Source organism: Mesorhizobium dulcispinae, from assembly GCF_033977345.1.
In the GTDB taxonomy this organism is placed as follows: Bacteria; Pseudomonadota; Alphaproteobacteria; order Rhizobiales; family Rhizobiaceae; genus Mesorhizobium; species Mesorhizobium dulcispinae.
The window spans coordinates 291,672-317,335 of the sequence record NZ_JAVIIY010000002.1 but is presented as its reverse complement, the minus strand read 5'-3'; the positions used below and the strand labels follow the sequence as shown (position 1 = coordinate 317,335).

Sequence of the window (25,664 nt, the reverse complement as noted above, 5' to 3'; positions counted from 1 at the left end):
GGTTTTCGGAAAGGAATCATGCGCCAGATTATAATCCTACAGCTTTGCGCGTCCGGTCGGACGCGCAAAGCATTAGTGCTCTAGCGGCGAAGAAATGGGATGAAAAGAGCGCTTTTGGGTGCATGGTTGAAATGGTCGCGAGCATTGCAGCGTCCGGAATGCGACTGGACCAGGCAAAATCTTGCCTTGAAACCGCGGCTTCCGGTTTCTAGGGTCTCGCCGCACGCATAAAGGAATCCTCATGCCCCGTAATGTGATCGAAGCGATCGGCAACACCCCCTTGATCCGGCTCAACAAGGCTTCGGACGCGACCGGCTGCGAGATCCTGGGCAAGGCCGAATTCATGAATCCGGGGCAGTCAGTCAAGGATCGTGCAGGCCTCTTCATCATCAGGGACGCCGAACAGCGGGGGTTGCTGCGGCCGGGCGGCGTCATCGTCGAAGGGACCGCCGGCAACACCGGTATCGGCCTGACCTTGGTCGCCAAGGCGCTCGGCTACCGGACCGTCATCGTCATCCCGGATACGCAGAGCCAGGAGAAGAAGGACACGATCAAGATCCTGGGAGCCGAGCTGATCGAAGTACCGGCCGTGCCTTACAAGAACCCCAACAACTACGTGAAGCTGTCGGGGCGGCTCGCAGAGCAGCTGGCGCGCTCGGAACCGAACGGCGCGATCTGGGCGAACCAGTTCGACAATGTCGCAAACCGCGACGGCCATATCCGCACGACGGCTGAGGAGATCTGGACCCAGACCGGCGGCAAGGTCGACGGCTTCGTGTCGGCCGTCGGCTCCGGCGGCACGCTCGCCGGCGTTGCGATCGGGCTCAAGGCCAAGAGCAAAGACGTCAAGATCGCGCTCGCCGATCCGCTCGGCGCAGCGCTCTACAGCTTCTACACCAGCGGCGAGCTGAAATCCGACGGCAGCTCGATCACCGAAGGCATCGGCCAGGGGCGCATCACCGCCAATCTCGAAGGCTTCACGCCGGACTTCTCCTACCAGATCCCGGATGAGGAGGCGCTGCCGATTATCTTCGATCTGATCCAGGAAGAGGGGCTCTGCGTCGGCGGCTCGACGGGCATCAACATCGCCGGCGCGATCCGGCTGGCGCGCGAACTTGGCCCCGGCCATACCATCGTGACAATCCTCGCCGACTACGGCACGCGCTATCAATCCAAGCTGTTCAATCCCGAGTTCCTGCGCGGCAAGAACCTGCCGGTGCCGGGCTGGATGGAAGAAAAGGCCGACATCTCGGTGCCGTTCGAAAAGGTGGCGTGATGGCGCAGAGGACAGAAGCGCTGTTTCGCGACGACGCCTATCTGAAGACGGCGGATGCGCAAGTCGTCGCCATCAACGACCGCGGCGGCATCCTTCTTGATCGGACCATCTTCTACGCCACGTCGGGCGGGCAACCCGGCGATACCGGCCTGTTCGAACGCGCCGACGGCAACCGCATCGCGATCACCGCGACCATCACCGGCGAGACCAAGGACGAGATCATCCATGTGCCGACGCCCGAACAGGCGTTGCCGACAGTCGGCGAAACGCTGAAGCTCGCCATCGACTGGGAGCGGCGGCATCTTCTGATGCGCATGCACGCCGCTTGCCATCTGCTCACTGTCGTCTGTCCGTTTCCGATTACCGGGGCAGCGGTCGCCGAGGATGACAGCCGCGTCGATTTCGACATTCCCGATGCCGGCTTCACCAAGGAGGACGTGACGGCGCGGTTGATGGAGCTTGTGCGCGCCGACCATCCGATCTTCACGCGGCTGATCACCGACGAGGAACTTTCGGCCAATCCCGGGCTTGTGAAATCGAAGAACGTGCGGCCGCCCGTCGGCACCGGCAAGATCCGCCTCGTCTGCATCGGCGAGAATGCCTCGATCGACAGCCAGCCCTGCGGCGGCACTCACGTGAAGAGCACCGGCGAGGTCGGCGAGATCCATATCGGCAAGATCGAGAAGAAGGGGCGCGAGAACCGGCGCTTCCGCATCCGCTTCGGACCGATGCCGGCGAATTGACGGGCAAGACGAGCAAGCGTCGCGAGAGGCGGGCAGGAGCAGGAAAATGGCCGAAGACAGCCCTTTCATCGTTGACGCGGACTGGCTCGAGAAGCGGCTGGGAACGCCAGGACTCACCATCATCGACGCCTCGTGGTACCTGCCGGCGCAGCAGCGCAACGCGCAGGCCGAATACGCCGCCGCCCATATTCCCGGTGCCCGCTTTCTCGATCAGGACGCCGTTTCGGATCCGGATTCCACGCTGCCGCACACATTGGCGTCGCCCCAGTACTTCGCCCAATATGTCGGCTCCATGGGCGTTTCGGCCGACGACACCATCGTCGTCTATGACGGCCCTGGCCTGTTTTCAGCGCCGCGCGCCTGGTGGATGTTCCGCGTCATGGGCGTCTTCCAGGTCTACATCTTGGGCGGCGGCTTCGACCGCTGGAAGGCGGAAGGCCGGCCGGTGACGGCGGAGCCGACCAGAACGGCGCCTTGCGTCTTTTATACCGATTTCGATGCAGGGCGGGTCGTCAGCCTCGACGAAATGCGCAGGATCGCCGGAAGCGGGGAAAGCCAGATCGCCGATGCGCGCTCTCCCGGGCGTTTCGCCGGAACCGATCCGGAGCCGCGTCCCGGCGTCCGTTCCGGCCATATGCCGGGCGCTCACAATGTTCCGATCGCCGCGCTTGCCGAGAATGGCGAATTGCTGCCCAAAGACCGCTTGCGCAAGGTCATCGAGGGTGCCGGCATCGATCTTTCGAAACCGGTCGTGACCTCATGCGGATCGGGCATCACCGCGGCGGCGATCACGCTGGCGCTGGAGACGCTTGGCCATACCGACAACAGGCTTTACGACGGCTCATGGACCGAATGGGGCGGGCTCAGCGATACCCCCGTGGTGACGGGCAAGGAATGACGACGATGGAAAACGGTGTGCCGAAGGATATCGACGTCACGGTCACATTCCTCGAAATGCATGCGCCGCCGGCCGCCTCGCCGCCGCTGCCGTACAACCGCCAGATCGCGCTGCTGAAGACCAAGGACATCCCGCTGCATTTCTACCGCTACCTGATGGATCGCGTCGGGCGCAAATGGCACTGGGTCAATGTGCTGAGACTGAGCGACGAGGAACTGGCCGCCGGCCTGCATCGTGAGGACCGCGATATCAGGGTGCTTTACCTCGACGGCTCTCCGGCCGGCTTCTTCGACCTCAAGCCGCACCTGCCGGAGGAAGTGGAACTCGCCTATTTCGGCATGATGGAACATGCGCACGGCCAAGGCATTGGCCGCTGGTTCCTGGGGGCGGCTATCTCGGCTGCGTGGTCGTATGAGCCGAAGCGCGTCACGGTGCAGACCTGCACGCTGGACCATCCGGCAGCGCTACCGCTTTACCAGAAGCTCGGCTTCACGCCGGTTGCGCAGAAGAAGGAAGTCGTGCACCCGATGACCTTCGCCGAGCGCTCGGCAAGCGTCATGCGGCCATAGTCTTCTTGTTCTTCTTGAATGAATTGGCCGTTCATCAGCGCTTCAGACTGTCTTTGTCATGGTTCGGCCAGCAACAACGGCCGAGGCCTGAAGGAGACGAAGACATGCTGACCCGACGTACATTTGCCGTGGCGATGATTGCGGCATTTGCCATGCCGAGCCTTGGCTTTGCGCAGGCGACCACGCCTTCGGCCGCGACCATCGAGCGGCAGCTCGAGGCGGCTCCCAAGGTGAAGCTGCGCCCCAACGAGCGCGTCACCATCCGCGAGTTCAAGCGGCGGCCGGACCTGAGACGCATGGCGCGTTCGATCGACATCCAGTCGATCAATTTCGAATTCGGCTCGGCCGCCATTTCCCCTTCGCAATACGGCAAGGTCGAGATCATCGCCGACGCGCTCCATCGCATCCTGCGACGCGACCGCGGCGCCCGCATCCTGATCGAGGGCCATACCGACGCGGTCGGCTCGTTCGAATCGAACCAGATCCTGTCCGAGCGCCGCGCCGCGTCGCTGAAGCGCACGCTGGCGCGGGAGTTCGGCGTGCCGGCCTATGCGATGGAGACGGTCGGCTACGGCGAGGAATTCTGCTGGTGCCGACCCAGCAGGAGAACTGGCGCAACCGCCGCGTGACGCTGCGCCGCTTCGACGATTTCGTGCGCTGACGCAAACCGGTCGACGGTTTGAAGAGCGCGGGTTTCAGTGAAGCCGGGCTCTTTCCATGCAGCGACGCGCACGGACCGCTTGGCAGGAATCGGGTGGGAGGCGCGATCGTGCGCGCATAGTTTCCGGTCAACGACACCGGAGATTTCGCCATGAGCATCCAGTTCAAAGCCTTGCCGACCGAAGCCGTGCGCGCCCTGCAGCGGGGCGGGCCCGACGCCTACGGCCACACGCCCGAACGACGGATTTCCGACGGCGACGGCGTGCCGTGCCGGCATTGCATGAAGAACGTTGCCGCCGGCGAGGGTTATCTCATCCTCGCCTATCGCCCATTCCCGGAGCTCCAGCCTTACGCCGAGACCGGGCCGATCTTCCTGCATGCGGACGAATGCAAGCGCGCCGCTGAAGTCGATGCGCTGCCGGAGATGCTCGCAAGCAGCGACTACATCGTGCGCGGCTATGGCAAGGACGACCGCATCGTCTACGGCAGCGGCGCCGTCATCCCCACCGGCGATATCGCGGCCCGCGCAAAGACTTTGTTCGAACGCAAGGACATCGCCTACATCCATGTCCGCTCGGCGCGAAACAATTGCTACCAGTGCCGCATCGAGCGCGCATGACGGGAAAAAAAGATGCCCGCCGATAGTCTGGCGGGCAGTTGGGAAAAAGCCTGCGACAGAAGCCATTGGCGAAATCGCCAAGCAGGCCGGTGGTGTCTAGGCATTTTTCCCGAGCGTCGAATGTGAAACGCTTCACACAGCACATTTTGGTGGCGGCCAGCATCACGAATTCGCGTGAGCGGCAGTAACGCTGTCGTATTCCCGTCGTATAACCGCGCTAAAAGGTAGTCGTTGATCGATTGTCGACCGCGGATGGACCGGCGGCACATCGCAACACCGAGGAAGCGGGGCTCTGGCTCCGCTTTTTTGTTGCCCGGATTTCTCGCGCAAGAACCAGCTTCCCCACACAAGAAAAGAAAGCGCCCGCCGGAGAGCCGGCGGGCGCGACAGGAGGAAACTCTTGTCCAGAGCAATTCCAGGAAAAGTGTGTGGCGGTTTTCCGTCCGGAATTGCGTAAAATAAATAACTGCTATCAGGCGGCAAGCACCGCTTTCGGCTCGACCATTTCGTAGCCGAGCGCTTCGGCGACGGCGCGGTTGGTGATCTTGCCCTTGTGGACATTGAGGCCATTGCGCAGGTGGTGGTCGTCGACCAGCGCCTTCAGGCCCTTGTCGGCGAGTTGCAGGCCATGATGCAGGGTGGCGTTGTTGAGCGCGTGCGCCGAGGTGACCGGCACCGCGCCCGGCATGTTGGCGACGCAGTAGTGGATGACGCCATCGACCTCGTAGGTCGGGTCGGCATGCGTCGTGGCATGCGAGGTCTCGAAGCAGCCGCCCTGGTCGATGGCGACGTCGACAAGCACCGAGCCCTTCTTCATACCCGAGAGCATTTCGCGGGTGACGAGCTTGGGCGCTGCGGCGCCCGGGATCAGCACGGCGCCGACGACGATGTCGGCGGAGAAGCATTCCTCCTCCAGCGCCTCGACGGTCGAGTAACGGGTGTGCACGCGGCCGCCAAAAATGTCGTCGAGCTGGCGCAGGCGCGGGATAGAGCGGTCGATTATGGTGACGTCGGCGCCGAGGCCGGCAGCCATCTTGGCCGCATGCAGGCCGACAACGCCGCCGCCGAGCACGGTGACCTTGCCGGGCAGCACGCCGGGCACGCCGCCGAGCAGCACGCCGCGGCCGCCATTGGCCTTCTGCAGCGCGGTCGCGCCGGCCTGGATCGACAGGCGGCCGGCGACTTCCGACATCGGCGCCAGCAACGGCAGACCGCCACGGTCGTCGGTCACCGTCTCATAGGCGACAGCGGTGACGCCCGAAGCGAGCAGGCCCTTGGTCTGCTCCGGATCGGGAGCGAGATGGAGGTAGGTGTAGAGGATCTGGCCGTCGCGCAGCTGCACCCACTCACTGGGCTGCGGCTCCTTGACCTTGACGATCATGTCCGACTTGGCGAACACGTCGGCGGCCGTCTTGGCGATGGTGGCGCCGGCGGCGCGATAGGCGTTGTCGTCGGCGCCGATGCCGGCGCCGGCGCCGGTCTCGACCAGCACTTCGTGGCCGTGCGCGACATATTCGCGGACCGAGCCGGGCGTCAGGCCGACGCGGTATTCATGGTTCTTGATTTCCTTGGGGCAGCCGACGCGCATTTTCTTCTCCTGTCCGGCCCTTGAAAGGGCGCTCTCCCTGACATTTCCGGGCATGCCGCCAGCCTCAAAACCGCCGCGCGGTCTAGTGCGACATGCATGAGACGCAGTGAAGCATGAATCGTTCCGTATGTGTTTGCGAATGCGCTTGCGGCAGGCCGCAATCTTCGATAATTGTTGCGCAAATTCCAAAAAAATTCGCAGGAATCACGAAAAATGCCGCTCGACAGGATTGATATCGCCATTCTGGAGACTTTGCAGAAGGATGGCCGGATACCCAATGCGGCGCTGGCCGAGAAGGTTGGGCTGTCGCAGTCGGCGTGCTCGCGCAGGCTGGACAATCTGGAGAAATCCGGAACCATCCGCGGCTACCACGCGCGGCTGTCGAATGCCGCGCTCGGCCATCAGATGACGGCGATCGTCCATATATCGCTGTCGGGGCAATTCGAGAAGACGCTGTCGGATTTCGAGGCGGCGATCAAACGCTGCCCGAACGTGCTTTCCTGCCATCTGATGTCGGGCGAATACGACTATATCCTGCGCATCGCGGCAAAAGACCTCGCCGACTATGAGCGCATTCACAAGGAATGGCTGTCGGCCATGCCGCATGTGACGAAGATCAATTCGTCCTTTGCGCTGCGCGAGATCATCGACCGGACGGCGGTCGGGTTGAGGCCGGAAATGGCCTAACCATCACTTGCCTGCAACGGCCTCCGTCACCACGGTCGTCATCGGGATATCATGCGGCTGCGGGTAGATGGTGGGGATGCGCTGCAATTCGTAGCCAACGCCGATCACCAGCGGCCTGAACGGCATGGCGGCCAGCGTGCGATCGTAGAAGCCACCGCCATAGCCTAGCCGGTAGTTGCCGGGAGCGATGCCGACCATCGGGGAGATGACGATGTCCGGCAGTACCGGATCGCCCTCGGCCGGGATCGGGATGTTCCAGACGCCTTTCTCGAGCCGATCGCCAGGCGCGTAGGCGCGGAAGATCAGAGGCCGGCCTTTCTCTATGACGACGGGCAGCGCCGTGCGGCCGCCGCGCGCATTGATCGACGCCATCCAGCCGCGCAGGTCGGGCTCGCCGCGGAACGGCCAGTAGAGGCTGACCATGCGACCGGAAACGTCGCCGATCAGAGCGTCGAGGCTCTCTGCAATCCGCTGTGACATTGCCGCGCGCGCATCGGCCGAAACCGCAAGCCGCGCGCCGATGAGCCGTTCGCGCTCCGCCTTGCGCCAGCGCCTGACATCGGTCCAGTCGGACAGCGGCATCTGATAGGTCGGGTCGAGCTCGTGCATGAAACAAGGCGGCGAGGCGTATTGGGCCGGGCCTTCGTCATCGCTGTTGTCAGTCATGCTCCGCTCCTATCATTTTGCTCCACGCTATACCCGGCGTTTCCGGAGCAACATGTGCATTCACGACACTAGGCGACGACTCCCGGGCAGGGGTGTGGCCAGCAGTGATATTGTTGCAGTGCACAAAAATGCTTACATCCAGGCAGTCGAGTTGGTTTGGCGAGGTGACTGAAAATGGACGAAGCCAAGCATCATGTCGTTGTCATCGGCGCGGGGTTCGGCGGTCTCGAACTCACCCGTGCGCTGGCCGGCGCACCGGTGCGCATCACCATGATCGACAGGCGCAACCATCATCTGTTCCAGCCGCTGCTTTACCAGGTGGCGACCACCTCGCTGGCGACTTCGGAGATTGCCTGGCCAATCCGTCATCTGCTGCGCAAGCGCAAGGACGTGACGACGCTTCTGGGCACAGTCACCGGCGTCGACCGCGCCGGCAAGCGTGTTCTGCTGGAGGATGGCAGCTCGGTCGCCTACGACACGCTGGTGCTCGCCACCGGCGCGCGCCATGCCTATTTCGGCCATGACGAATGGGAGCCTTTCGCACCCGGGTTGAAGACGCTCGAGGATGCCACCACGATCCGGCGCCGCATCCTGCTCGCTTTCGAAGGGGCTGAGCGCGAGACCGATCCTGCCAAACGCCAGGCCTTGCTGACGCTGGTCATAGTCGGCGGCGGACCAACCGGCGTGGAGCTCGCCGGCACCATTGTCGAGCTTGCGCATGACACGCTGCGCGGCGAATTCCGCAACATCGACACGCGGCAGGCGCGCGTTGTGCTGATCGAAGCCGGAGACCGGATCCTCGCCAATTTCGCGCCGGAGCTCTCGGCCTACGCCCAGAAAGCGCTGGAGCGGCTTGGCGTATCGGTCGAGCTTGGCCGCGCCGTCACGCAACTCGATGCCGAGGGCGTCGTCTTCGGCGGCGCGCATCTGCGGGCAAAGACGATCCTATGGGCGGCCGGCGTTGCCGCTTCGCCTGCGGCGGAATGGCTGGGAGCGTCGGCCGACCGGGCGGGCAGGGTGCTGGTCGAGCCCGATCTCACGGTGCCGGGCAGCCCCGAGATCTTCGTCATCGGCGACACGGCGCATTTGTTGCGGCCAGATGGAAAACCGGTGCCGGGCGTCGCACCCGCGGCCAAGCAGCAGGGCAAGCATGTCGCCGCGACCATCAGGGCGCGGCTTGGCGGCGAGACAGCACCGCGTCCGTTCCGCTACCGGCATGACGGCGATCTCGCAACCATCGGCAAGCGCGCCGCCGCGATCGATTTCGGCTGGATCAAGCTCACCGGCTGGCTCGCCTGGTGGCTTTGGGGCATCGCCCACATCTATTTCCTGATCGATTTCCGCAACCGTCTCGCGGTGTCGCTTAGCTGGCTATGGATATATTTCACAGGACAGCGCAGCGCTCGGCTGATCACCCAAGGCGATAACGACAAAGGCTGATTGCTCGCCGCATCTCTTTCATCGACGCGTCACCTTGTCGTGATCAACTGGCTCTCGGCAGACGGTGGACTCACAGCGCCTTCGACGCCATGCTCGGGCGCCCAGGGGCAGGGGTTGTCGCGTTGTCATAGAGCAGGAAAGCAATGTCACAACCGCTCGTTACTCGCCGCTCGTTCCTGGCCGGTACCGCCGCCACCGGGGCGCTGATCATGCTGCATCCTTTCTCAGCCCGCGCCGCGGCCAATCAAGCGCATCTCAGGATCATGGAAACCACCGACATCCATGTGAACCTGCTGCCTTATGATTACTACGCCGACAAAGCGAACGACACGATGGGCCTGTCGCGCACGGCCTCGCTGATCGACGCGGTGCGCAAGGAAGCCACCAATGCGATGCTGATCGACAATGGCGACTTGCTGCAGGGCAATCCGATGGGCGATTACATCGCTATGAGAAGGGCATGAAAGACGGCGACCTGCATCCGGTCATGAAGGGCATGAACCTGCTCGGCTATGAATGCTCGACGCTCGGCAACCACGAATTCAACTACGGCCTGTCCTTCTTGGACAAGGTGCTGGCCGGCGCCAATTTCCCCTTCGTGTGCGCGAACCTGATCCGCGGCACCACGCTTGCCGCCAGCCCGCGCGACGACAAGCTCTATCTCAAGCCCTATGTCATCCTTGACAAGAAGATCAAGGACGGCGCGGGCGCCGAGCAGCCGATCAGGATCGGCGTCATCGGCTTCGTGCCGCCCCAGATCATGGTCTGGGACCTGAAGAACCTCGAAGGCAATGTGAAGACGCGCGACATCGTCGAGGCGGCCAAGGCCTGGGTGCCGCAGATCAGGGAGGAGGGCGCCGACATCGTCATTGCGCTCTCGCATTCCGGCATCGATATCAATCAGGGCGACATGATGGAGAACGCCTCCTTCTTCGTCGCCGGCGTCGAAGGCATCGACGCGGTCTTCACCGGGCACCAGCACCTCGTCTTCCCCGGCAAGAAGGACTTCCAGGCGCTGGACGGCGTGGATACCGGGAAGGGCACGCTGCAAGGCAAGCCGGCGGTGATGGGTGGCTTCTGGGGCTCGCATATGGGCGTGATCGATCTTTTGCTGGAGCGCGACGGCTCGAAATGGCGGGTCGTCTCGGCCACCTCCGAAGCGCGGCCGATCTACGAGCGCGTCGACAACAAGAACAAGGCGACAGTCGGCGACGACAAGCGCATCATAGCCGCGCTCGAACAGGATCATGAGGCGACGCTCGCCTATGTCCGCCGCCCCGTCGGCAAGACGTCCGCGCCGCTCTACTCCTATTTCGCCTTGGTCGCCGATGATCCGTCGGTGCAGATCGTCAATCAGGCGCAGAGCTGGTACCTCAAGGACATATTGAAGAGCACTGAGTGGAAGGATGTGCCGTTGCTTTTGGCGGCTGCGCCCTTCAAGGCCGGCGGCCGCAACGGCGCCGACTATTACACCGACGTTCCGATCGGCGACATCGCCATAAAGAACGTCGCTGACCTCTACCTCTATCCGAACACGGTGCGGGCGGTGGAGATCACCGGCGCGCAGGTGAAGGAATGGTTGGAAATGTCGGCCGGCATCTTCAACAGGATCGAGCCGGGCAAGGCGGACCAGCCGCTGATCAACACCGATTTCCCGTCCTATAATTTCGACGTCATCGACGGCGTCACCTACCGGATCGACCTGTCGCAGCCACCCAAATACGATTCCAAGGGCGGCATCGCCAATGCCGGCTCCAGCCGCATCGTGGACCTGAGGTTCGACGGCAAACCGATTGATCCGGCGGCGAAATTCGTCGTCGCCACCAACAATTACCGCGCCGGCGGCGGCGGCAATTTCCCCGACATCAACGCTTCCAAGATCATCTACGAGGCGCCGGATACCAACCGCGACGTGATCGTGCGTTACGTCGTCAGCGAAGGCACGATCAACCCGTCGGCGGACGGCAACTGGTCATTCGCGCCACTGGCAGGTACCAGCGTCGTCTTCGAGACCGGGCCCAGGGCGAAGGATTTTATCACCGAGGTGAAGTCCCTGAAAATCGAGCCGGCCGGCGAGGGCGAGGCGGGATTTGCCAAATGCCGCATCACCCTTTGAAGCTCGGCCTGCGGTCAGTGCGAAGCCGGCGAAGGTTCGATTCCGCCGGCAGCGCCTGCCGCGGCTGATGCATCGAACCGCTGGGAACACATGACAGCGCAAAAAACGGTGACCCCGGGGAATTGCCGCCGAGGCGCTCTGGTTCCGGCTGGTGACATGCGTTAGTTTTAGCCATGCGTTATGTGATCGTCATCGTCGCCATCACCTTCTTCCTGATCTGGGATGGCCTCTACAACCACGGCTACTATCTCGATGCGACCGTCAGGGAGATGTCGCGCATCGTGCGCTACGTCACCGGCGCGGCCTGAGGTCCGACACCGCCTGGACGGCGGGCGCGACATCGTTGCGGGTTGACGCGACGACCCTGCTCCCACAAAAAACGCGCTCATCCGTCGATCAAGGAGGCTGGATTGATCCGGCACATCGTTTTCTTCAGCGTAAAGCGCAAGGAAGATGTGGAGGCCGTGCGGTGCGGCCTGCAGGCGCTGGGCAAGATTCCGCACTCGAAACACTTCGAGGTGACGCTCAACACCAAGGTCGATCTGTTCTCCAACGCGATCGACGTGGTCGTCTATGCCGAGTTCGAGGACGAAGCAGCACTCGCCGCCTACAAGGCGCATCCGACCTATGCGGAGACCACCAGCAAGGTGAAACCATTGCGCGAGCTGCGCTATTCGGCCGACGTCGTGGCCGCCGCCTGAACCAACGGCAGTCCGCTCCTCCATCGATGCCTTGGCTGCCGGGCCTTGAACCAGCTTCCGGAATGGGGCACACCGCGCCGGTATGATCAAAACTTCGCCCCATCCGCTCGACCATCTCGTTCTGCCCACGCGGAGCCTCGATGTCGCAAGGCAGCGCCTCTCATCGCTCGGCTTCGTCGTCGCGCCGACCGGCGTCCATCCATTCGGGACCGAGAACGCCTGCGTCTTTTTCGCCGACGGCACCTATCTGGAGCCGTTGGCGGTCGGCGATGAAAAAACGGCGGATCTGGCGATAAGCGAAGGCAACGTCTTCGTCGCGCGCGACCGCCTTTACCGCAGCAGGCTTGGCGACGAGGGCTTTTCCGCTGCCGTGTTCGGGACGGCCGATGCCGATGCCGACCACGCGCGCTATGTCGAAGCCGGGCTGTCGGCCGGGAATATGCTGAGCTTTTCGCGCGCCTTCACCGACACCGCGGGCAAAAGTGACACGGCGTCGTTCAAACTGGCGTTCGTGGCCGATAGAAAGGCAACGGATGCATTCCTGTTCGCCTGCCAGCGCATCAACGCGCCGAAGATCGACCGCACCGCCTTGCAGGCGCATGCCAACGGGGTGACCGGCATCGTCGAGATCGTCGCTGTCAGCGACAGGCCTTCGAGCCAGGCCGGGCTGGTGTCGACCGCTGCCGGCGAGGATGCAAAGCAAAGCGACAAGATTGAATTGCCCAACGCGACCCTCACCATCCTGACACCTGATTCATTTGCCTTCCGCTTCGGTATTCCGGCAGGGGGCGCTTCGGACCTGCGTTTTGCAGCCATCGTTTTGTCGACCCGCAGCACAGCCGATGCCGCGCATCTGCTTGCAGCCAACGCAATCGAACACAACATGAGCGGCAACGATATCGTCGTGCCGCCGGCGCCCGGTCAGGGCGCGGCCTTCATCTTTCGGGAGATCCCATGAGCGAGCCCCTGGCGCCTAATGCATCGGTAACCGTCGGCAAGGTCGTCTTCGCCAACAATGGGCCCCTGTCGCTGATCGCCGGCCCCTGCCAGCTCGAATCGCGCCAGCACGCCTTCGACATGGCCGGCGCGCTGAAGGACCTGACCGAACGGCTGGGCATCGGCCTCGTCTATAAGACCAGCTACGACAAGGCCAACCGCACCTCGCTGTCGGCGACGCGCGGCGCCGGCCTCGATGCGGCGATGCCCATTTTCGACGATCTGCGCAAGACGTTTTCCATCCCCGTGCTGACGGACGTCCACACCGAGGAGCAATGCGCGATCGTTGCACCGCATGTCGACGTCCTGCAGATCCCGGCTTTTCTGTCGCGACAGACCGACATGCTTGTCGCCGCGGCACGAACCGGCAAGGTCGTCAATGTCAAGAAGGGCCAGTTCCTGGCGCCATGGGACATGAAGAATGTCGTCGCCAAGATCACCGGCTCCGGCAACCTCAACGTGCTGACCACCGAACGTGGCGCCTCGTTCGGCTACAACACGCTTGTGTCGGACATGCGCGCGCTGCCGATCATGGCCGAGATCGGCGCGCCGGTGATTTTCGACGCCACCCATTCCGTGCAGCAGCCGGGCGGGCAGGGCGGCTCCTCCGGCGGTGAACGGCGCTTCGTCGCGACGCTGGCTTGTGCTGCCGTCGCCGTCGGCGTTGCCGGGGTGTTCATCGAGACCCACCATGATCCGGACAACTCGACCTCTTCCGACGGCCCCAACATGGTGCCTCTCAAGGACATGCCGGCCTTGCTGGAAAAGCTGATGGCTTTCGACCGCGTCGCCAAGGGGCGCTAGTCAAAGTCCCCGTCATTCGCTGCGGCCGGCACCATGCATGTCGATTGCGAAGGCGGCATAGTAGTCCAGCCCTCGCATGGGGGCGCTGACGGTCAGGATCCATCGCACATTGCCATGCACCCGCTCATAGATCGGCGGTCCTTTGGAGGCCAGCGCATCGGGCGGTATCTGGAAGGCGAAGGGAATGCCTACGCTCGACTGGATCGACACGCTCGGCACGACGACCGTTTCCTGCCACCTGAGCTCGTCCTTGTAGGTCGACCTTTGCGTGCCGCTGGCGACTACGACCGGCCCGCCGACCCGATAGGTGCGGATGCATCTTAGTTGCACCCTGTAGTCGCCGTCCGGGGCCAGATCGCGGCTTGATCGCAGCGAACCTGCGAAGCTCCTGCCGGCGATTGCGGGCCCGCAGACCAATGTCGTCGTGCCGAACTTGCGAACCCGCAACGTGTCGCGGATCGCCTTCAGCAGCGAGTAGAGCGCGATGAGCACGAAGACGACCGGGATGAAGGTCAGCGGGTTGAATTCGCGATCGGTGACGTCGAAATTGAGCGGAAGCTCGAAATACCAGACGATCGATAGGCCGATCAGGCCCATGGCGCCGGCAAAGAAATAGGCGCTGAAGGCATTGGCGGCGTTGGCGTCAGCCATTGGCGCCGGTGTTTGCACCGTAGCCTGCCGCCGACCGCGCCTTGCGCTCATTCCTGTCTCCCCTGACACGACACTGCCATGCAGTGCGGCCGGCTGACAATGGCAACATGCCCGCAACCTCTCTGGCTTGTCGCTGTCAACCGCCGGCTGTACGCTCGCTTCCGCAACTGAGCGTCTTGGCAGGAGGAAGCTATGTCTGTCGCCCGCGTCACCGAAATCACGTCGTCGTCCACGAAAAGCTTTCAGGACGCGATCGAGCAGGGCATTGCGCGTGCCGCAAAGACCCTGAAGAATTTGGAGGGCGCTTGGATCCAGGACCAGAAGATCGTCGTCGAGGACGGCAAGATCGCTGCCTACCGGGTCAATATGAAGGTGACCTTCATCCTCACCGACTAGGTTCAGCCTGCCGGCCGAAAGTCTGGAACCTTCGCCCGCTCCCCTCATTGTCCAAACAGGCATCAACCGAGAGGAGCACCACCATGACTACCCCGTCTGGGCATACCGAAGCCATTGCCGCCTCGCGCGTCATCGGCACGTCGGTCTACAATACCGCAGGCGACAGCATCGGCAGCGTCGAGGATGTCATGCTCGACAAGATGTCTAACGGCATCATGTTCGCTGTCATCGGTTTCGGCGGTTTCCTCGGCATGGGCGAGAAATATCACGCCATCCCGTGGGCTACCCTCGACTATGACGTGGACAAGGGCGGCTACGTCGTGCCTTTCACCAAGGAACAGCTCAAGGCCGCCCCGGCCTATTCAATCGACGAGCTGACCGGCGCCGACGGCGAGGCGGCACGCGATGCGTCCTTCCAGTACTACCACGTAAAGCCCTACTGGCATTGATCGGCAAGTCAGCAGGTCGGAATCGAAAGGCCCCCGGAAATTCTGGGGGCCTTTGTGTTTCTGGACCTCTACTCCGCCGCGCGGAGAGTAGAAAGCTCCATCGAGCTTTGCTGGGGCTTCTGGCTGTCACAGGACGTCAGGAACGCCGCCGCGATCAGGAACAAACTCACGATACCGCTCAACTGGGACATGGCGAAACTCCTCCTGTTTCGCCCCGCGCGAACACGACCATAGATCAGAAGGGCCGGTCATGCGCATGACTTATGATGACAGAAATTTGCGCTTCGTGACTCTTGTCGCCAGCAATAATTGCGGAGGGCCCGATTGCCTTTTGCGGTGCTTTGGCTAAGAGGGGCGCGACGCTTCAATCGATCAATCGGGGACATCGCAAATGACCGCAATCATCGACATTGTCGGGCGTGAAATCCTGGACAGCCGTGGAAATCCGACCGTCGAGGTCGACGTGGTGCTGGAAGACGGCTCGATGGGCCGCGCCGCGGTGCCGTCAGGCGCCTCGACCGGCGCGCATGAGGCGGTCGAGCTGCGTGACGGCGGGCCGCGCTATCTCGGCAAGGGTGTCCAGCGGGCCGTAGAAGCTGTGAACGGCGAACTGTTCGAGGCGATCGGCGGCATGGAAGCCGAGAACCAGATCCATATCGACCAGACGATGATCGAGCTCGACGGCACGCCGAACAAGAGCCGCCTCGGCGCCAACGCCATCCTCGGCGTGTCGCTGGCCGTCGCCAAGGCTGCCGCGGAAGCCGCCGGCCTGCCGCTCTACCGCTATGTCGGCGGCACCAAGGCGCACATCCTGCCGGTGCCGATGATGAACATCATCAATGGCGGCGCGCATGCCGACAACCCGATCGACTTTCAGGAATTCATGATCCTGCCGGTCGGCGCGCCGACGCTGCGCGACGGCGTGCGCTGGGGCTCGGAGATCTTCCACACGCTTCGTAAGAAGCTGAAGGACGCCGGCCACAACACCAATGTCGGCGACGAGGGCGGCTTCGCCCCCAACCTGAAGAGCGCGCCGTCGGCCCTCGATTTCATCATGGAATCGATCGAGAAGGCTGGCTTCAAGCCGGGCGAGGACGTGGCGCTCGGCCTCGACTGCGCCGCGACCGAGTTCTTCAAGGACGGCAATTATGTCTATGAGGGCGAGAAGAAGACGCGCGATCCGAAAGCGCAGGCAAAATACCTCGCCAAGCTCGCTTCCGACTATCCGATCATCACCATCGAGGACGGCCTTGCCGAGGACGACTGGGAGGGTTGGAAGATCCTGACCGACCTGATCGGCAAGAAGACCCAGCTCGTCGGCGACGATCTCTTCGTCACCAACACGGCGCGGCTGCGTGACGGCATCCGGATGGGCGTCGCCAACTCGATCCTGGTCAAGGTCAACCAGATCGGCTCGCTGACCGAGACACTCGACGCCGTCGAGACCGCGCACAAGGCAGGCTACACGGCCGTCATGTCGCACCGTTCGGGCGAAACCGAGGATTCGACCATTGCCGACCTCGCTGTCGCCACCAATTGCGGGCAGATCAAGACCGGCTCACTGTCGCGCTCCGACCGCATGGCCAAGTACAACCAGCTCATCCGCATCGAGGAGGAGCTCGGCAAGCAGGCGCGCTACGCCGGCAATTCGGTGATCAAAGGCTGATCCTGAGCAATTTCCAGGGAACGTAACGGGCAGATCATTCGTCCAGCCCGCCAGGAAGCGTCGCACGACCTCAGGCGGCGCACCTTGAGGTCAGATGCATGTCGCCGCCAGGCTTTTGGCGGCATGCACCGGTCCTGTGGAAGACCTGCCGCCGCTCACACGCTTTCCGCACGATGCACGCCCAGCGCCGCCGAGAGGCTTCCCGTTATTTTCTGCATCACATCGGGAAGGCTTCGGTCGACGCCGTAGACGAAGCCTGGGAAATCGAGCGGTTTCTGCTGTGACCAGATCGCCTCGTGCTGGTCCGGAGGCAGGATCCGGGCCGGATCGCCAACCGCGATCCAACCGATTGGCACGACCGTGCCAGTCTCGAGGCGGGTACGCAGGTGAACGGTGCCATTGATGCGAACCTCCGATCCGCGCTCAATGTGCGCACCATGGAAAACCGCCGCGCCGGTAGCGATGAAAACCTCATCTGCGACTTCTGCGCCAACCACGTGGCTATTGGGGCCCACGACGCAATAGTTCCCTATCGTGCAAGGGTGGCGTGCTGTGGCGCGGATCACCGCATTCTCCAACACGATACAGTTGCGGCCAATGCGGATCGAGCCGCCGGCCTCCGCCACAAGGCGGGCGCCATGCATGACCCGGCTGCCGGCACCGATGACGACATCGCCGCAGACAGTGGCGTCCGGGGCGACCCACGCATCGGCATCGATCGCCGGCGAATGCCCAGCGTAAGAAATGATCATCGCTCGCTCTCCTCTTTCTCGATTTCGGCAGCGCGACAGCCGATCGGGCAAACCTCAGCGCCGCAAAGGTCATGCTCGCAGAGACGACACGTTGTCCTGGCGAAGGCGCGGGAAGTCGTCGCGCCGGCAAGGATCTTATCCAGCATGGAAACAAAGCGCTGCCGCTCGTCCGGATGCAGTGCGGACAGCAGTCCGTCGAGCATGGCGAGCCGGAGAGCTTGCATCTGCCTGACCTGGGCGCGGCCGCTCTCCGTCAGCGTCAGCGGCGTGACACGACCTTTCGGTTTGCCACGCACAATCAGCGCTTGCCGTTCCAGCCCGTCGATCAAACGCACAGCGGTCGGTTGACTGACGCCGACAATTTCAGCGAGTTCCGTCGTCGTCAGCCCCGGCTTGAAATGCAGCATCGACAGCACCGCCGCTGCGCTCGGTGAAAGCTCTCGCAAGGACGCTTCCGTCCTATCGCGAATCATGGCGCCGAGCGCGCCGAGCTTGTTGGCTTCCAATTGTTGCATAGCGTATGCATATATCAATTTTGGCCAGGATCAACTTCTTTCTCGCACGCCGGGATCACAAACGCGTTGACGACGGGATGCGATCTGCCGGGCCTGGCCGTTCCCGCTCGCCAAGTCCACGGTCCGTAACCGTCCATTAAGCACAATCGGGCGAAATACGACTCATAGCCGCTTACGCTCGCGGCCTTAAAGGGTTCGGGTCATGTGGACACGTCAGCACAAGCAGAGAAACACCGGCAGGCTGATCGTACCGTCGCTCTGCGTGCTGTTTCTCACCTATTTCGGCTTTCATGCCTATCACGGCGAGTTCGGCATCTACTCCAAATATCGACTGCAGGCCCAGGCGGCCGAACTCCAGGCTCAACTCGACGCTGTCAAGGCGCGCCGGATCGACTTCGAACGCCGTGTTGAGCTCATGCATGAAGGCACGCTGGAGAAGGACATGCTTGACGAGCAGGCCCGAAAGGCGCTCAATCTGTCCCAGCCAGACGAAATCACCATCATGCTGCCCGCCTCGGCAAAATAACCGAATTTCGGTTAATCGTACTTATTTGCAATGATTCTAATCGCTTAGATGCATGCCAGCCATGCATTTTTCAGCATGGCGCAATGCATCCCTGCGTGTTAGCCTTCCTCAAATCGGTGGGGAGACGGTCGCTCTCCCTGAATGTCCGCAAAGAGACGCCAACAGGGAGTGATGCATGGCCACCGCCGCCAGAAAAGCGCCTGCCAGATCAAAATCCAAATCCGACGGCAAATCGTCGGGCCTCTCCACCCCCAAGCCAGCCGAATTCACCAAGGAAGAAGAGCTTGCCGCCTACCGGCACATGCTGCTCATCCGCCGCTTCGAGGAGAAGGCCGGCCAGCTCTACGGCATGGGCTTCATCGGCGGCTTCTGCCACCTCTATATCGGCCAGGAGGCCGTCGTCACAGGCATGAAGATGGCGCTCATCGAGGGCGACCAGATGATCACCGCCTATCGCGACCACGGCCACATGCTGGCGATGGAATTGTCGCCGCGCGGCGTCATGGCCGAGCTCACCGGGCGCCGCGGCGGCCTGTCGAAGGGCAAAGGCGGCTCCATGCACATGTTCTCCAAGGAGAAGCATTTCTACGGTGGCCACGGCATCGTCGGCGCGCAGGTGTCGCTCGGCACCGGTCTTGCCTTCGCCAACCGCTACCGCGACAACAAGAACGTTTCGCTGACCTATTTCGGTGACGGCGCCGCCAACCAGGGCCAGGTCTACGAAAGCTTCAACATGGCCTCGCTGTGGAAGCTGCCGGTGATCTACATCATCGAGAACAACCGCTACGCCATGGGCACGTCGGTGTCGCGTTCGTCCGCCGAGACCGACTTCTCCAACCGCGGCGCTTCCTTCAAGATTCCCGGCATCCAGGTCGACGGCATGGATGTGCGCGCCGTCAAGGCCGCCGGCGATGTCGCCACCGAATGGTGCCGCGCCGGCAACGGCCCGCTGATCCTCGAGATGCAGACCTACCGCTATCGCGGCCACTCGATGTCCGATCCGGCAAAATACCGGTCCAAGGAAGAAGTGCAGAAGATGCGCTCCGAGCACGATCCGATCGAGCAGGTCAGGGTCCGTCTGATGGACAAGAAGTGGGCGAGCGAAGAAGAGCTCAAGGCCATCGACAAGGAGGTCCGCGACGTCGTCGCCGATGCCGCCGAATTCGCCCAGAACGACGCCGAGCCGGATCCGTCCGAGCTCTGGACCGACGTGCTGCTTTAAGGGGAGGCAAGGACATGCCGATCGAAATTCTCATGCCCGCGCTCTCGCCGACGATGGAAGAGGGCAATCTTTCCAAGTGGTTGAAGAACGAAGGCGACAAGGTCGTCGCCGGTGACGTCATCGCCGAGATCGAAACCGACAAGGCAACGATGGAAGTCGAGGCCGTGGACGAAGGCACGCTCGCCAAGATCGTGGTCCCCGCCGGCACCGAAGGTGTCAAGGTCAACGCGGTGATCGCGGTGCTTGCCGTCGACGGCGAAGACGTCGACAAGGCCGGCGAAGGCATCGGCGAAGAGCCTGCCAAGGCTGAGGCGGCAGCGCCGGCACCGGCGCCCGCTGCGGCCAAGGACGAGGCTCCGGCACCCGTCGCTGCCGCCCCGAAGACGGAAGTCCCTGCCGATCCGGATATCCCCGCCGGCACCGAGATGGTTTCGACCACCGTACGCGAGGCGCTCCGCGACGCAATGGCCGAGGAAATGCGCCGCGACGGCGACGTCTTCGTCATGGGCGAGGAGGTGGCCGAATACCAGGGCGCCTACAAGATCACGCAAGGCCTGCTGCAGGAATTCGGTCCCCGGCGCGTCGTCGACACGCCGATCACCGAGCACGGCTTTGCCGGCGTCGGCGTCGGTGCCGCGATGGCCGGCCTGAAGCCGATCGTCGAGTTCATGACCTTCAACTTCGCCATGCAGGCGATCGACCAGATCATCAACTCGGCCGCCAAGACGCTCTATATGTCCGGCGGCCAGATGGGCGCGCCGATCGTGTTCCGCGGCCCGAACGGGGCAGCCGCACGAGTCGCCGCGCAGCACTCGCAGTGCTATGCCGCCTGGTACAGCCACATTCCTGGTCTGAAGGTGGTGATGCCTTACACGGCAGCCGACGCCAAGGGCCTGCTCAAGGCGGCGATCCGCGACCCCAACCCGGTCATCTTCCTGGAGAACGAGATCCTCTACGGCCAGTCCTTCGACGTGCCGAAGCTCGATGATTTCGTGCTGCCGATCGGCAAGGCGCGGGTCCACAAGCAGGGCAAGGACGTCACCATCGTCTCCTTCGGCATCGGCATGACCTATGCGGTCAAGGCGGAAGCCGAGCTGCGCGGCATGGGCATCGATGCCGAGATCATCGATCTCAGGACCGTCCGCCCGCTCGACTTCGACACCATCATTGCCTCGGTGAAGAAGACCAACCGGCTGGTGGTGGTGGAAGAAGGTTTCCCGCAGAGCTCGGTCGGCGACCATATCGCCAGCCAGGTGTCGCAGCGCGCCTTCGACTTCCTCGATGCGCCGGTCATCACCATCGCCGGCAAGGACGTGCCGATGCCTTATGCGGCCAACCTCGAAAAGCTTGCCCTGCCCAATGTCGGCGAGGTCGTCGAGGCGGTCAAAGCCGTCACCTATCGCTGAGCCGGTCGGGAGGACAACATGCCAATCAACATCACCATGCCGGCCCTGTCGCCCACGATGGAGGAGGGCAATCTCGCCAAATGGCTGGTCAAGGAGGGTGACAAGGTTTCGCCTGGCGATGTGATCGCCGAGATCGAGACCGACAAGGCGACGATGGAAGTCGAGGCCGTCGATGAGGGCACGGTTGCCAAGCTGGTCGTTCCGGCGGGCACCGAAGGCGTCAAGGTCAACGCGGTGATCGCCGTCCTGGCCGGTGAAGGCGAGGATGCCAGTGCCGCGGCAAAAGCCGACGGCGGTGCTGTGCCCAAGGCGGAAGCTCCGAAAGCGGAGGCTCCGAAGGCAGAAGCGCCCAAGGAAGCGCCGAAGCCGGCGGCAACCGCGGCGCCTGCGCCGGCGAAAGCCGAACCAGCTCCGGTCGCCAACGGCCATGCCGGCGGCGAGCGCGTGTTCGCCTCGCCGCTTGCCCGCCGCATCGCCAAGGATGCCGGCGTCGACGTCGGGGCGCTGACCGGTTCCGGCCCGCATGGCCGCGTGGTGAAGGCCGATGTCGAGGCGGCAATCTCGTCCGGCGGAGCGAAGGCTCCTGCCGCCGCCAAGGCGCCAGGTGCGCCGCCGGCCGCTCCGGCCCCCGCGCCGAAGCCGATGTCTGACGATCAGGTGCTGAAACTGTTCGCCGAGGGTTCCTATGAGCTCGTCCCGCACGACAATATGCGCAAGACCATCGCGCGCCGCCTGGTCGAAGCCAAGAGCACCATTCCGCATTTCTACCTGACGCTCGACTGCGAGCTCGACGCGCTCTTGGCGCTGCGCACGCAGCTCAATGCGGCGGCGCCAATGAAGAAGACCGAGAAGGGCGAGGTTCCCGCCTACAAGCTCTCGGTCAACGACATGGTGATCAAGGCGATGGCGATGGCGCTGATGGCGGTGCCGGACGCCAACGCCTCCTGGACCGACAACGCCATGGTCAAGCACAAGCACGCCGATGTCGGCGTTGCCGTCTCGATCCCCGGCGGCCTGATCACGCCGATCATCCGCCGCGCCGACGAAAAGACGCTGTCCACCATCTCCAACGAGATGAAGGATCTGGCGAGCCGCGCCCGCAGCCGCAAGCTGAAGCCCGAGGAATATCAGGGCGGCACGACGGCGGTCTCCAATCTTGGCATGTTCGGCGTCAAGGACTTTGCCGCCGTCATCAACCCGCCGCATGCGACGATCCTTGCGGTCGGCGCGGGCGAAGAGCGCGCGGTGGTGAAGAAAGGCGAGATCAAGATAGCCACCGTGATGTCGGTGACGCTGTCGACCGATCACCGCGCCGTCGACGGCGCGCTTGGCGCGGAACTGCTCGGCGCCTTCAAGCGCATCATCGAAAACCCGATGGGCATGCTGGTGTAAGGAAGGGAAAAGGCGGTGCGGAAATTCTTCACCAGCCTTTTCGCCTTCATTCTTTCCGGTCTGGCCGGCGGGCTGGTCGTTCAAGAACTGGCCGTGCTTACCGGCGCGACCGAGGAATACATTCTGGTCTTCGCCGCGACGGTGATGATCATCATCGTCGTGACGGTCGCCTTCTTCCTGGTCCAGTTCCGTGCCGAGCCGGTCCGGGCGGTCGACCGGATGCTGTGGTGGCTGCTAGCGATTTTCGGGGCCCTCCTGATCGCGCTGGCCGGCTGGACGTTTTCGGTGCCGGCCGAGAACCGGGCGACCGCGAGCGACCTTTCGATCGTTGCCGGGCTGATCCTGCCGGGCATCGTGGCGATCATCGTGCAATGGCTGTTCGTGCGCTGGCGGCTCAAGCGCTCAGCGGCAGGGTTCGGCAGGGGTGGGGCAAGCGCATGAAGACAATTCTCTGCTATGGCGACTCGCTGACCTGGGGCTACGACGCCGCCAGCCTCGGCCGCCATGCGCTGGAGGACCGCTGGCCGAGCGTGCTCAAGGCGGCGCTGGGCGACGGTATCGAGGTCATTGCCGAGGGGCTGAACGGCCGCACCACCGCCTTTGACGATCACCTCGCCGGAGCCGACCGCAACGGCGCGAGAATGCTGCCGACGATCCTCACGACACACGCCCCGCTCGACCTGATCATTTTCATGCTCGGCGCCAACGACATGAAGCCGTGGATCCACGGCAATCCGGTCGCCGCCAAGCAGGGCATACAGCGCCTGATCGATATCGTGCGCGGCCACGACTATCCGTTCGACTGGCCGGCGCCGCAGATCCTCGTTGTCGCGCCGCCCGCGGTGACGCGCACCGACAATGCCGAGTTCAAGGAAATGTTCGCCGGCGGCGACGACGCCTCGAAGCGGCTGGCGCCGCAATATTCCGCGCTTGCCGACGAAGCCGGCTGCGGCTTCTTCGATGCCGGTAGCGTAGCGACGACCACGCCGCTCGACGGTGTCCATCTCGATGCCGAAAACACGCGGCGGATCGGCCACGCGCTGGCCCCGCTCGTGCGCGTGATGCTCTCACTCTAACCCCCGGAAAGATCAGGGAGAAACCCGTGGCTGAGAACTACGACGTCATCATCATCGGCTCAGGCCCCGGCGGCTATGTCACCGCGGTGCGTTCCGCCCAGCTCGGCTTCAAGACGGCGATCGTCGAGCGCGAGCATCTGGGCGGCATCTGCCTAAACTGGGGCTGCATCCCGACCAAGGCGCTGCTGCGCTCGGCCGAGATCATGCACAATTCGGATCACCTCAAGGATTACGGCCTGAAGCTCGACGGCAAGGTCAGCCCCGACACGGCCGCTGTCGTCGACCGCTCGCGAAAAGTATCGCTCAGGCTGAATGGCGGCGTCGCCTTCCTGATGAAGAAGAACAAGGTCGACGTCATCTGGGGTGAAGCGAAACTCTCGAAACCGGGCGAGATCGTCGTGTCCAAGACCGCCAAGAAGCCGATGGAGCCGCAGCCGCCCGTGCCGAAAGGCGTCAAGGGCGAGGGCACCTATACCGCCAAGCACATCATCCTGGCGACTGGCGCCAGGCCGCGCGCGCTGCCCGGAATCGAGCCGGACGGCAAGCTGATCTGGACCTATTTCGAGGCGATGGTTCCGAAGGAGATGCCGAAGTCGCTGCTCGTGATGGGCTCGGGCGCCATCGGCATCGAGTTCGCCTCCTTCTACCGCACCATGGGCGCCGAGGTGACCGTCGTCGAATTGCTGCCGGCGGTGATACCGGTCGAGGACGCCGAGGTCTCGAAATTCGCGCAAAAACAGTTCGAGAAGCAGGGTATGAAGATCCTGCTCGAAGCCAAGGTGACCAAGGTCGAGAAGGGCGCCAACTCGGTCACCGCCCATGTCGAGATGAAGGACGGCAAGGTCGAGAAGTTCACCGCAGATCGCATGATCTCGGCCGTCGGCGTCCAGGGCAACATCGAGGGCCTCGGCCTCGAGGCGCTCGGCGTGAAGACGGATCGCGGCTGCGTCGTCGTCGACGGCTACGGCAAGACCAATGTGCCGGGCATCTATGCCATCGGCGACGTCGCCGGGCCGCCCATGCTCGCGCACAAGGCCGAGCATGAGGGCGTGATCTGCATCGAGAAGATCGCCAATTTCCCGGGCGTGCATGCCATCGACAAATTGAAGATCCCCGGCTGCACCTATTGCAGCCCGCAGGTCGCCTCGGTCGGCCTGACCGAAGCCAAGGCCAAGGCCGAAGGCAAGGACATCCGTGTCGGCCGCTTCCAGTTCGGCGCCAACGGCAAGGCCATCGCGCTCGGCGAGGACCAGGGCTTCATCAAGACCATCTTCGACAAGAAGACCGGGCAGCTTCTCGGCGCGCATATGATCGGCGCCGAGGTGACCGAGCTCATCCAGGGCTTCGTCGTGGCGATGAATCTCGAGACCACCGAGGAAGAGCTGATGCACACGATCTTCCCGCATCCGACGCTGTCGGAGATGATGAAGGAAAGCGTGCTCGACGCCTATGGCCGCGCTTTGAACGCATGATAGATTGGGTGGGCGAGACTCAGACGCGGCAGCCGGAAGACTTTGAGGTCAAGGCGGTTCGTATCCGGATGCATTTTCACCTTATCGAGGAGGAATTGGCATATGGACGTGAATGGCGTGGGCTGGATTGCAGCCATCATCATCGGCGGCTTGGCCGGATGGCTTGCCGAGATGGTCATGAAGAGCAACACCGGTATCTTCATGAACATCATCCTGGGCATCGCCGGCGCGGTGGTGCTGAACGCAATCCTGCGCGCCCTCAATATCGAGGCCTTCGGCGTCGGCTGGTTCGCCTATCTGATCACCGGTTTCATCGGCGCCTGCCTGCTGATCTTTGTCGGCCGGCTGGTAAGGCGCTGAGACCCAGCGAACATCGCT

General features: G+C 63.2%; 28 protein-coding genes and 2 pseudogenes. 24 read left to right on the top strand and 6 right to left on the bottom strand.

Translation table 11 applies throughout. The features are described 5' to 3' along the window. Nucleotides 1-241: 241 nt before the first annotated feature. The 6 genes and pseudogenes from RFN30_RS06175 (at nucleotide 242) to RFN30_RS06150 (ending at nucleotide 4,765) form a co-directional block, all read left to right on the top strand. Nucleotides 242-1,276 carry a cysteine synthase A gene (locus tag RFN30_RS06175; protein ID WP_320261247.1) on the top strand — a complete coding sequence of 345 codons (1,035 nt, stop codon included), beginning with the start codon at nucleotides 242-244 and terminating at the stop codon, nucleotides 1,274-1,276. Then, nucleotides 1,276-2,019 (top strand): alanyl-tRNA editing protein, encoded by a 744-nt coding sequence (locus tag RFN30_RS06170; protein ID WP_320261246.1) that lies wholly within the window; start codon nucleotides 1,276-1,278, stop codon nucleotides 2,017-2,019. The genes RFN30_RS06175 and RFN30_RS06170 overlap by 1 nt, the downstream gene beginning before the upstream one ends. Before the next feature lie 46 nt (nucleotides 2,020-2,065). After that, nucleotides 2,066-2,917, top strand: a complete 852-nt coding sequence (sseA, locus tag RFN30_RS06165; protein WP_320261245.1) for a 3-mercaptopyruvate sulfurtransferase — start codon at nucleotides 2,066-2,068, stop codon at nucleotides 2,915-2,917. A 5-nt stretch (nucleotides 2,918-2,922) separates the two neighbouring features. Beyond that, nucleotides 2,923-3,486: a GNAT family N-acetyltransferase gene (locus RFN30_RS06160; protein WP_320261244.1), complete on the top strand. Its 564-nt coding sequence runs from the start codon at nucleotides 2,923-2,925 to the stop codon at nucleotides 3,484-3,486. A gap of 104 nt (nucleotides 3,487-3,590) precedes the next feature. Further along, nucleotides 3,591-4,147 (top strand): annotated as a pseudogene (locus tag RFN30_RS06155) (OmpA family protein). A gap of 150 nt (nucleotides 4,148-4,297) precedes the next feature. Further along, nucleotides 4,298-4,765, top strand: a complete 468-nt coding sequence (locus RFN30_RS06150) for a DUF1203 domain-containing protein (RefSeq protein WP_320261243.1) — start codon at nucleotides 4,298-4,300, stop codon at nucleotides 4,763-4,765. 472 nt (nucleotides 4,766-5,237) lie between these two features. Here the strand turns inward: RFN30_RS06150 and ald are convergent, their stop codons facing one another. Beyond that, nucleotides 5,238-6,353 carry an alanine dehydrogenase gene (gene ald / locus RFN30_RS06145; protein ID WP_320261242.1) on the bottom strand — a complete coding sequence of 372 codons (1,116 nt, stop codon included), beginning with the start codon at nucleotides 6,351-6,353 and terminating at the stop codon, nucleotides 5,238-5,240. A gap of 213 nt (nucleotides 6,354-6,566) precedes the next feature. Between ald and RFN30_RS06140 the strand changes: the two genes are divergently transcribed. Continuing rightward, the gene (locus RFN30_RS06140) at nucleotides 6,567-7,040 is read left to right on the top strand and encodes an Lrp/AsnC family transcriptional regulator (protein WP_040970412.1); all 474 of its coding nucleotides are present in this window, start codon (nucleotides 6,567-6,569) and stop codon (nucleotides 7,038-7,040) included. 3 nt (nucleotides 7,041-7,043) lie between these two features. Here the strand turns inward: RFN30_RS06140 and RFN30_RS06135 are convergent, their stop codons facing one another. Continuing rightward, on the bottom strand, nucleotides 7,044-7,706 hold the full coding sequence (locus RFN30_RS06135) for a 5-formyltetrahydrofolate cyclo-ligase (protein WP_320261241.1): 663 nt from the start codon (nucleotides 7,704-7,706) through the stop codon (nucleotides 7,044-7,046). Between the two features lie 174 nt (nucleotides 7,707-7,880). On the opposite strand from RFN30_RS06135, the gene RFN30_RS06130 reads away from it, so the two are divergent. The 6 genes and pseudogenes from RFN30_RS06130 to kdsA all read left to right on the top strand — a co-directional run bounded on the left by RFN30_RS06130 (nucleotide 7,881) and on the right by kdsA (nucleotide 13,763). After that, a complete protein-coding gene (locus tag RFN30_RS06130) occupies nucleotides 7,881-9,146 on the top strand; it encodes an NAD(P)/FAD-dependent oxidoreductase (RefSeq protein WP_320261240.1) in 1,266 nt (421 codons plus the stop codon). Between the two features lie 143 nt (nucleotides 9,147-9,289). Beyond that, nucleotides 9,290-11,262: pseudogene (locus RFN30_RS06125) on the top strand (bifunctional 2',3'-cyclic-nucleotide 2'-phosphodiesterase/3'-nucleotidase). 173 nt (nucleotides 11,263-11,435) lie between these two features. Then, a complete protein-coding gene (locus RFN30_RS06120) occupies nucleotides 11,436-11,570 on the top strand; it encodes a hypothetical protein (protein WP_278077372.1) in 135 nt (44 codons plus the stop codon). 102 nt (nucleotides 11,571-11,672) lie between these two features. Beyond that, nucleotides 11,673-11,963, top strand: a complete 291-nt coding sequence (locus tag RFN30_RS06115; protein ID WP_320261239.1) for a Dabb family protein — start codon at nucleotides 11,673-11,675, stop codon at nucleotides 11,961-11,963. Between the two features lie 82 nt (nucleotides 11,964-12,045). After that, nucleotides 12,046-12,921, top strand: a complete 876-nt coding sequence (locus tag RFN30_RS06110) for a VOC family protein (RefSeq protein WP_320261238.1) — start codon at nucleotides 12,046-12,048, stop codon at nucleotides 12,919-12,921. Continuing rightward, the gene (gene kdsA, locus RFN30_RS06105; RefSeq protein ID WP_320261237.1) at nucleotides 12,918-13,763 is read left to right on the top strand and encodes a 3-deoxy-8-phosphooctulonate synthase; all 846 of its coding nucleotides are present in this window, start codon (nucleotides 12,918-12,920) and stop codon (nucleotides 13,761-13,763) included. Before RFN30_RS06110 ends, kdsA begins: the two co-directional genes overlap by 4 nt. Before the next feature lie 12 nt (nucleotides 13,764-13,775). Here the strand turns inward: kdsA and RFN30_RS06100 are convergent, their stop codons facing one another. Beyond that, the gene (locus tag RFN30_RS06100) at nucleotides 13,776-14,465 is read right to left on the bottom strand and encodes a hypothetical protein (RefSeq protein ID WP_320261236.1); all 690 of its coding nucleotides are present in this window, start codon (nucleotides 14,463-14,465) and stop codon (nucleotides 13,776-13,778) included. A 141-nt stretch (nucleotides 14,466-14,606) separates the two neighbouring features. On the opposite strand from RFN30_RS06100, the gene RFN30_RS06095 reads away from it, so the two are divergent. Together RFN30_RS06095 and RFN30_RS06090 are read left to right on the top strand one after the other, a co-directional pair. Continuing rightward, nucleotides 14,607-14,810, top strand: coding sequence for a dodecin family protein (locus RFN30_RS06095; protein ID WP_320261235.1), 204 nt, complete (start codon nucleotides 14,607-14,609; stop codon nucleotides 14,808-14,810). A gap of 83 nt (nucleotides 14,811-14,893) precedes the next feature. Next, nucleotides 14,894-15,259, top strand: coding sequence for a PRC-barrel domain-containing protein (locus tag RFN30_RS06090; RefSeq protein WP_320261234.1), 366 nt, complete (start codon nucleotides 14,894-14,896; stop codon nucleotides 15,257-15,259). A 68-nt stretch (nucleotides 15,260-15,327) separates the two neighbouring features. Here the strand turns inward: RFN30_RS06090 and RFN30_RS06085 are convergent, their stop codons facing one another. Further along, a complete protein-coding gene (locus RFN30_RS06085) occupies nucleotides 15,328-15,450 on the bottom strand; it encodes a hypothetical protein (RefSeq protein ID WP_278077365.1) in 123 nt (40 codons plus the stop codon). Between the two features lie 200 nt (nucleotides 15,451-15,650). Here RFN30_RS06085 and eno point away from each other — a divergent pair, with 200 nt between their 5' ends. Further along, the gene (eno, locus tag RFN30_RS06080) at nucleotides 15,651-16,925 is read left to right on the top strand and encodes a phosphopyruvate hydratase (protein WP_320261233.1); all 1,275 of its coding nucleotides are present in this window, start codon (nucleotides 15,651-15,653) and stop codon (nucleotides 16,923-16,925) included. Nucleotides 16,926-17,080: 155 nt separating this feature from the next. On the opposite strand, the gene RFN30_RS06075 is transcribed toward eno, so the two are convergent. After that, on the bottom strand, nucleotides 17,081-17,677 hold the full coding sequence (locus RFN30_RS06075) for a gamma carbonic anhydrase family protein (RefSeq protein ID WP_320261232.1): 597 nt from the start codon (nucleotides 17,675-17,677) through the stop codon (nucleotides 17,081-17,083). Further along, on the bottom strand, nucleotides 17,674-18,192 hold the full coding sequence (locus RFN30_RS06070) for a MarR family winged helix-turn-helix transcriptional regulator (RefSeq protein ID WP_320261231.1): 519 nt from the start codon (nucleotides 18,190-18,192) through the stop codon (nucleotides 17,674-17,676). Before RFN30_RS06070 ends, RFN30_RS06075 begins: the two co-directional genes overlap by 4 nt. Nucleotides 18,193-18,394: 202 nt before the next feature. Between RFN30_RS06070 and RFN30_RS06065 the strand changes: the two genes are divergently transcribed. The 8 genes from RFN30_RS06065 to RFN30_RS06030 all read left to right on the top strand — a co-directional run bounded on the left by RFN30_RS06065 (nucleotide 18,395) and on the right by RFN30_RS06030 (nucleotide 25,646). Then, complete coding sequence (locus tag RFN30_RS06065) at nucleotides 18,395-18,718, top strand: FtsB family cell division protein (protein WP_320261230.1); 324 nt, start codon at nucleotides 18,395-18,397, stop codon at nucleotides 18,716-18,718. A 175-nt stretch (nucleotides 18,719-18,893) separates the two neighbouring features. Then, on the top strand, nucleotides 18,894-19,940 hold the full coding sequence (gene pdhA, locus RFN30_RS06060) for a pyruvate dehydrogenase (acetyl-transferring) E1 component subunit alpha (RefSeq protein WP_320261229.1): 1,047 nt from the start codon (nucleotides 18,894-18,896) through the stop codon (nucleotides 19,938-19,940). Between the two features lie 14 nt (nucleotides 19,941-19,954). Then, on the top strand, nucleotides 19,955-21,346 hold the full coding sequence (locus RFN30_RS06055; protein WP_320261228.1) for a pyruvate dehydrogenase complex E1 component subunit beta: 1,392 nt from the start codon (nucleotides 19,955-19,957) through the stop codon (nucleotides 21,344-21,346). An 18-nt stretch (nucleotides 21,347-21,364) separates the two neighbouring features. Next, the gene (locus RFN30_RS06050) at nucleotides 21,365-22,738 is read left to right on the top strand and encodes a pyruvate dehydrogenase complex dihydrolipoamide acetyltransferase (protein WP_320261227.1); all 1,374 of its coding nucleotides are present in this window, start codon (nucleotides 21,365-21,367) and stop codon (nucleotides 22,736-22,738) included. Nucleotides 22,739-22,753: 15 nt separating this feature from the next. After that, nucleotides 22,754-23,179: a hypothetical protein gene (locus RFN30_RS06045; protein WP_320261226.1), complete on the top strand. Its 426-nt coding sequence runs from the start codon at nucleotides 22,754-22,756 to the stop codon at nucleotides 23,177-23,179. After that, the gene (locus RFN30_RS06040; protein ID WP_320261225.1) at nucleotides 23,176-23,814 is read left to right on the top strand and encodes an SGNH/GDSL hydrolase family protein; all 639 of its coding nucleotides are present in this window, start codon (nucleotides 23,176-23,178) and stop codon (nucleotides 23,812-23,814) included. Before RFN30_RS06045 ends, RFN30_RS06040 begins: the two co-directional genes overlap by 4 nt. A gap of 26 nt (nucleotides 23,815-23,840) precedes the next feature. Beyond that, the gene (gene lpdA / locus RFN30_RS06035; RefSeq protein ID WP_320261224.1) at nucleotides 23,841-25,286 is read left to right on the top strand and encodes a dihydrolipoyl dehydrogenase; all 1,446 of its coding nucleotides are present in this window, start codon (nucleotides 23,841-23,843) and stop codon (nucleotides 25,284-25,286) included. 102 nt (nucleotides 25,287-25,388) lie between these two features. After that, entirely contained in the window at nucleotides 25,389-25,646 is a 258-nt protein-coding gene (locus tag RFN30_RS06030; protein WP_320261223.1) for a GlsB/YeaQ/YmgE family stress response membrane protein, read from the top strand. Nucleotides 25,647-25,664: the final 18 nt, after the last annotated feature.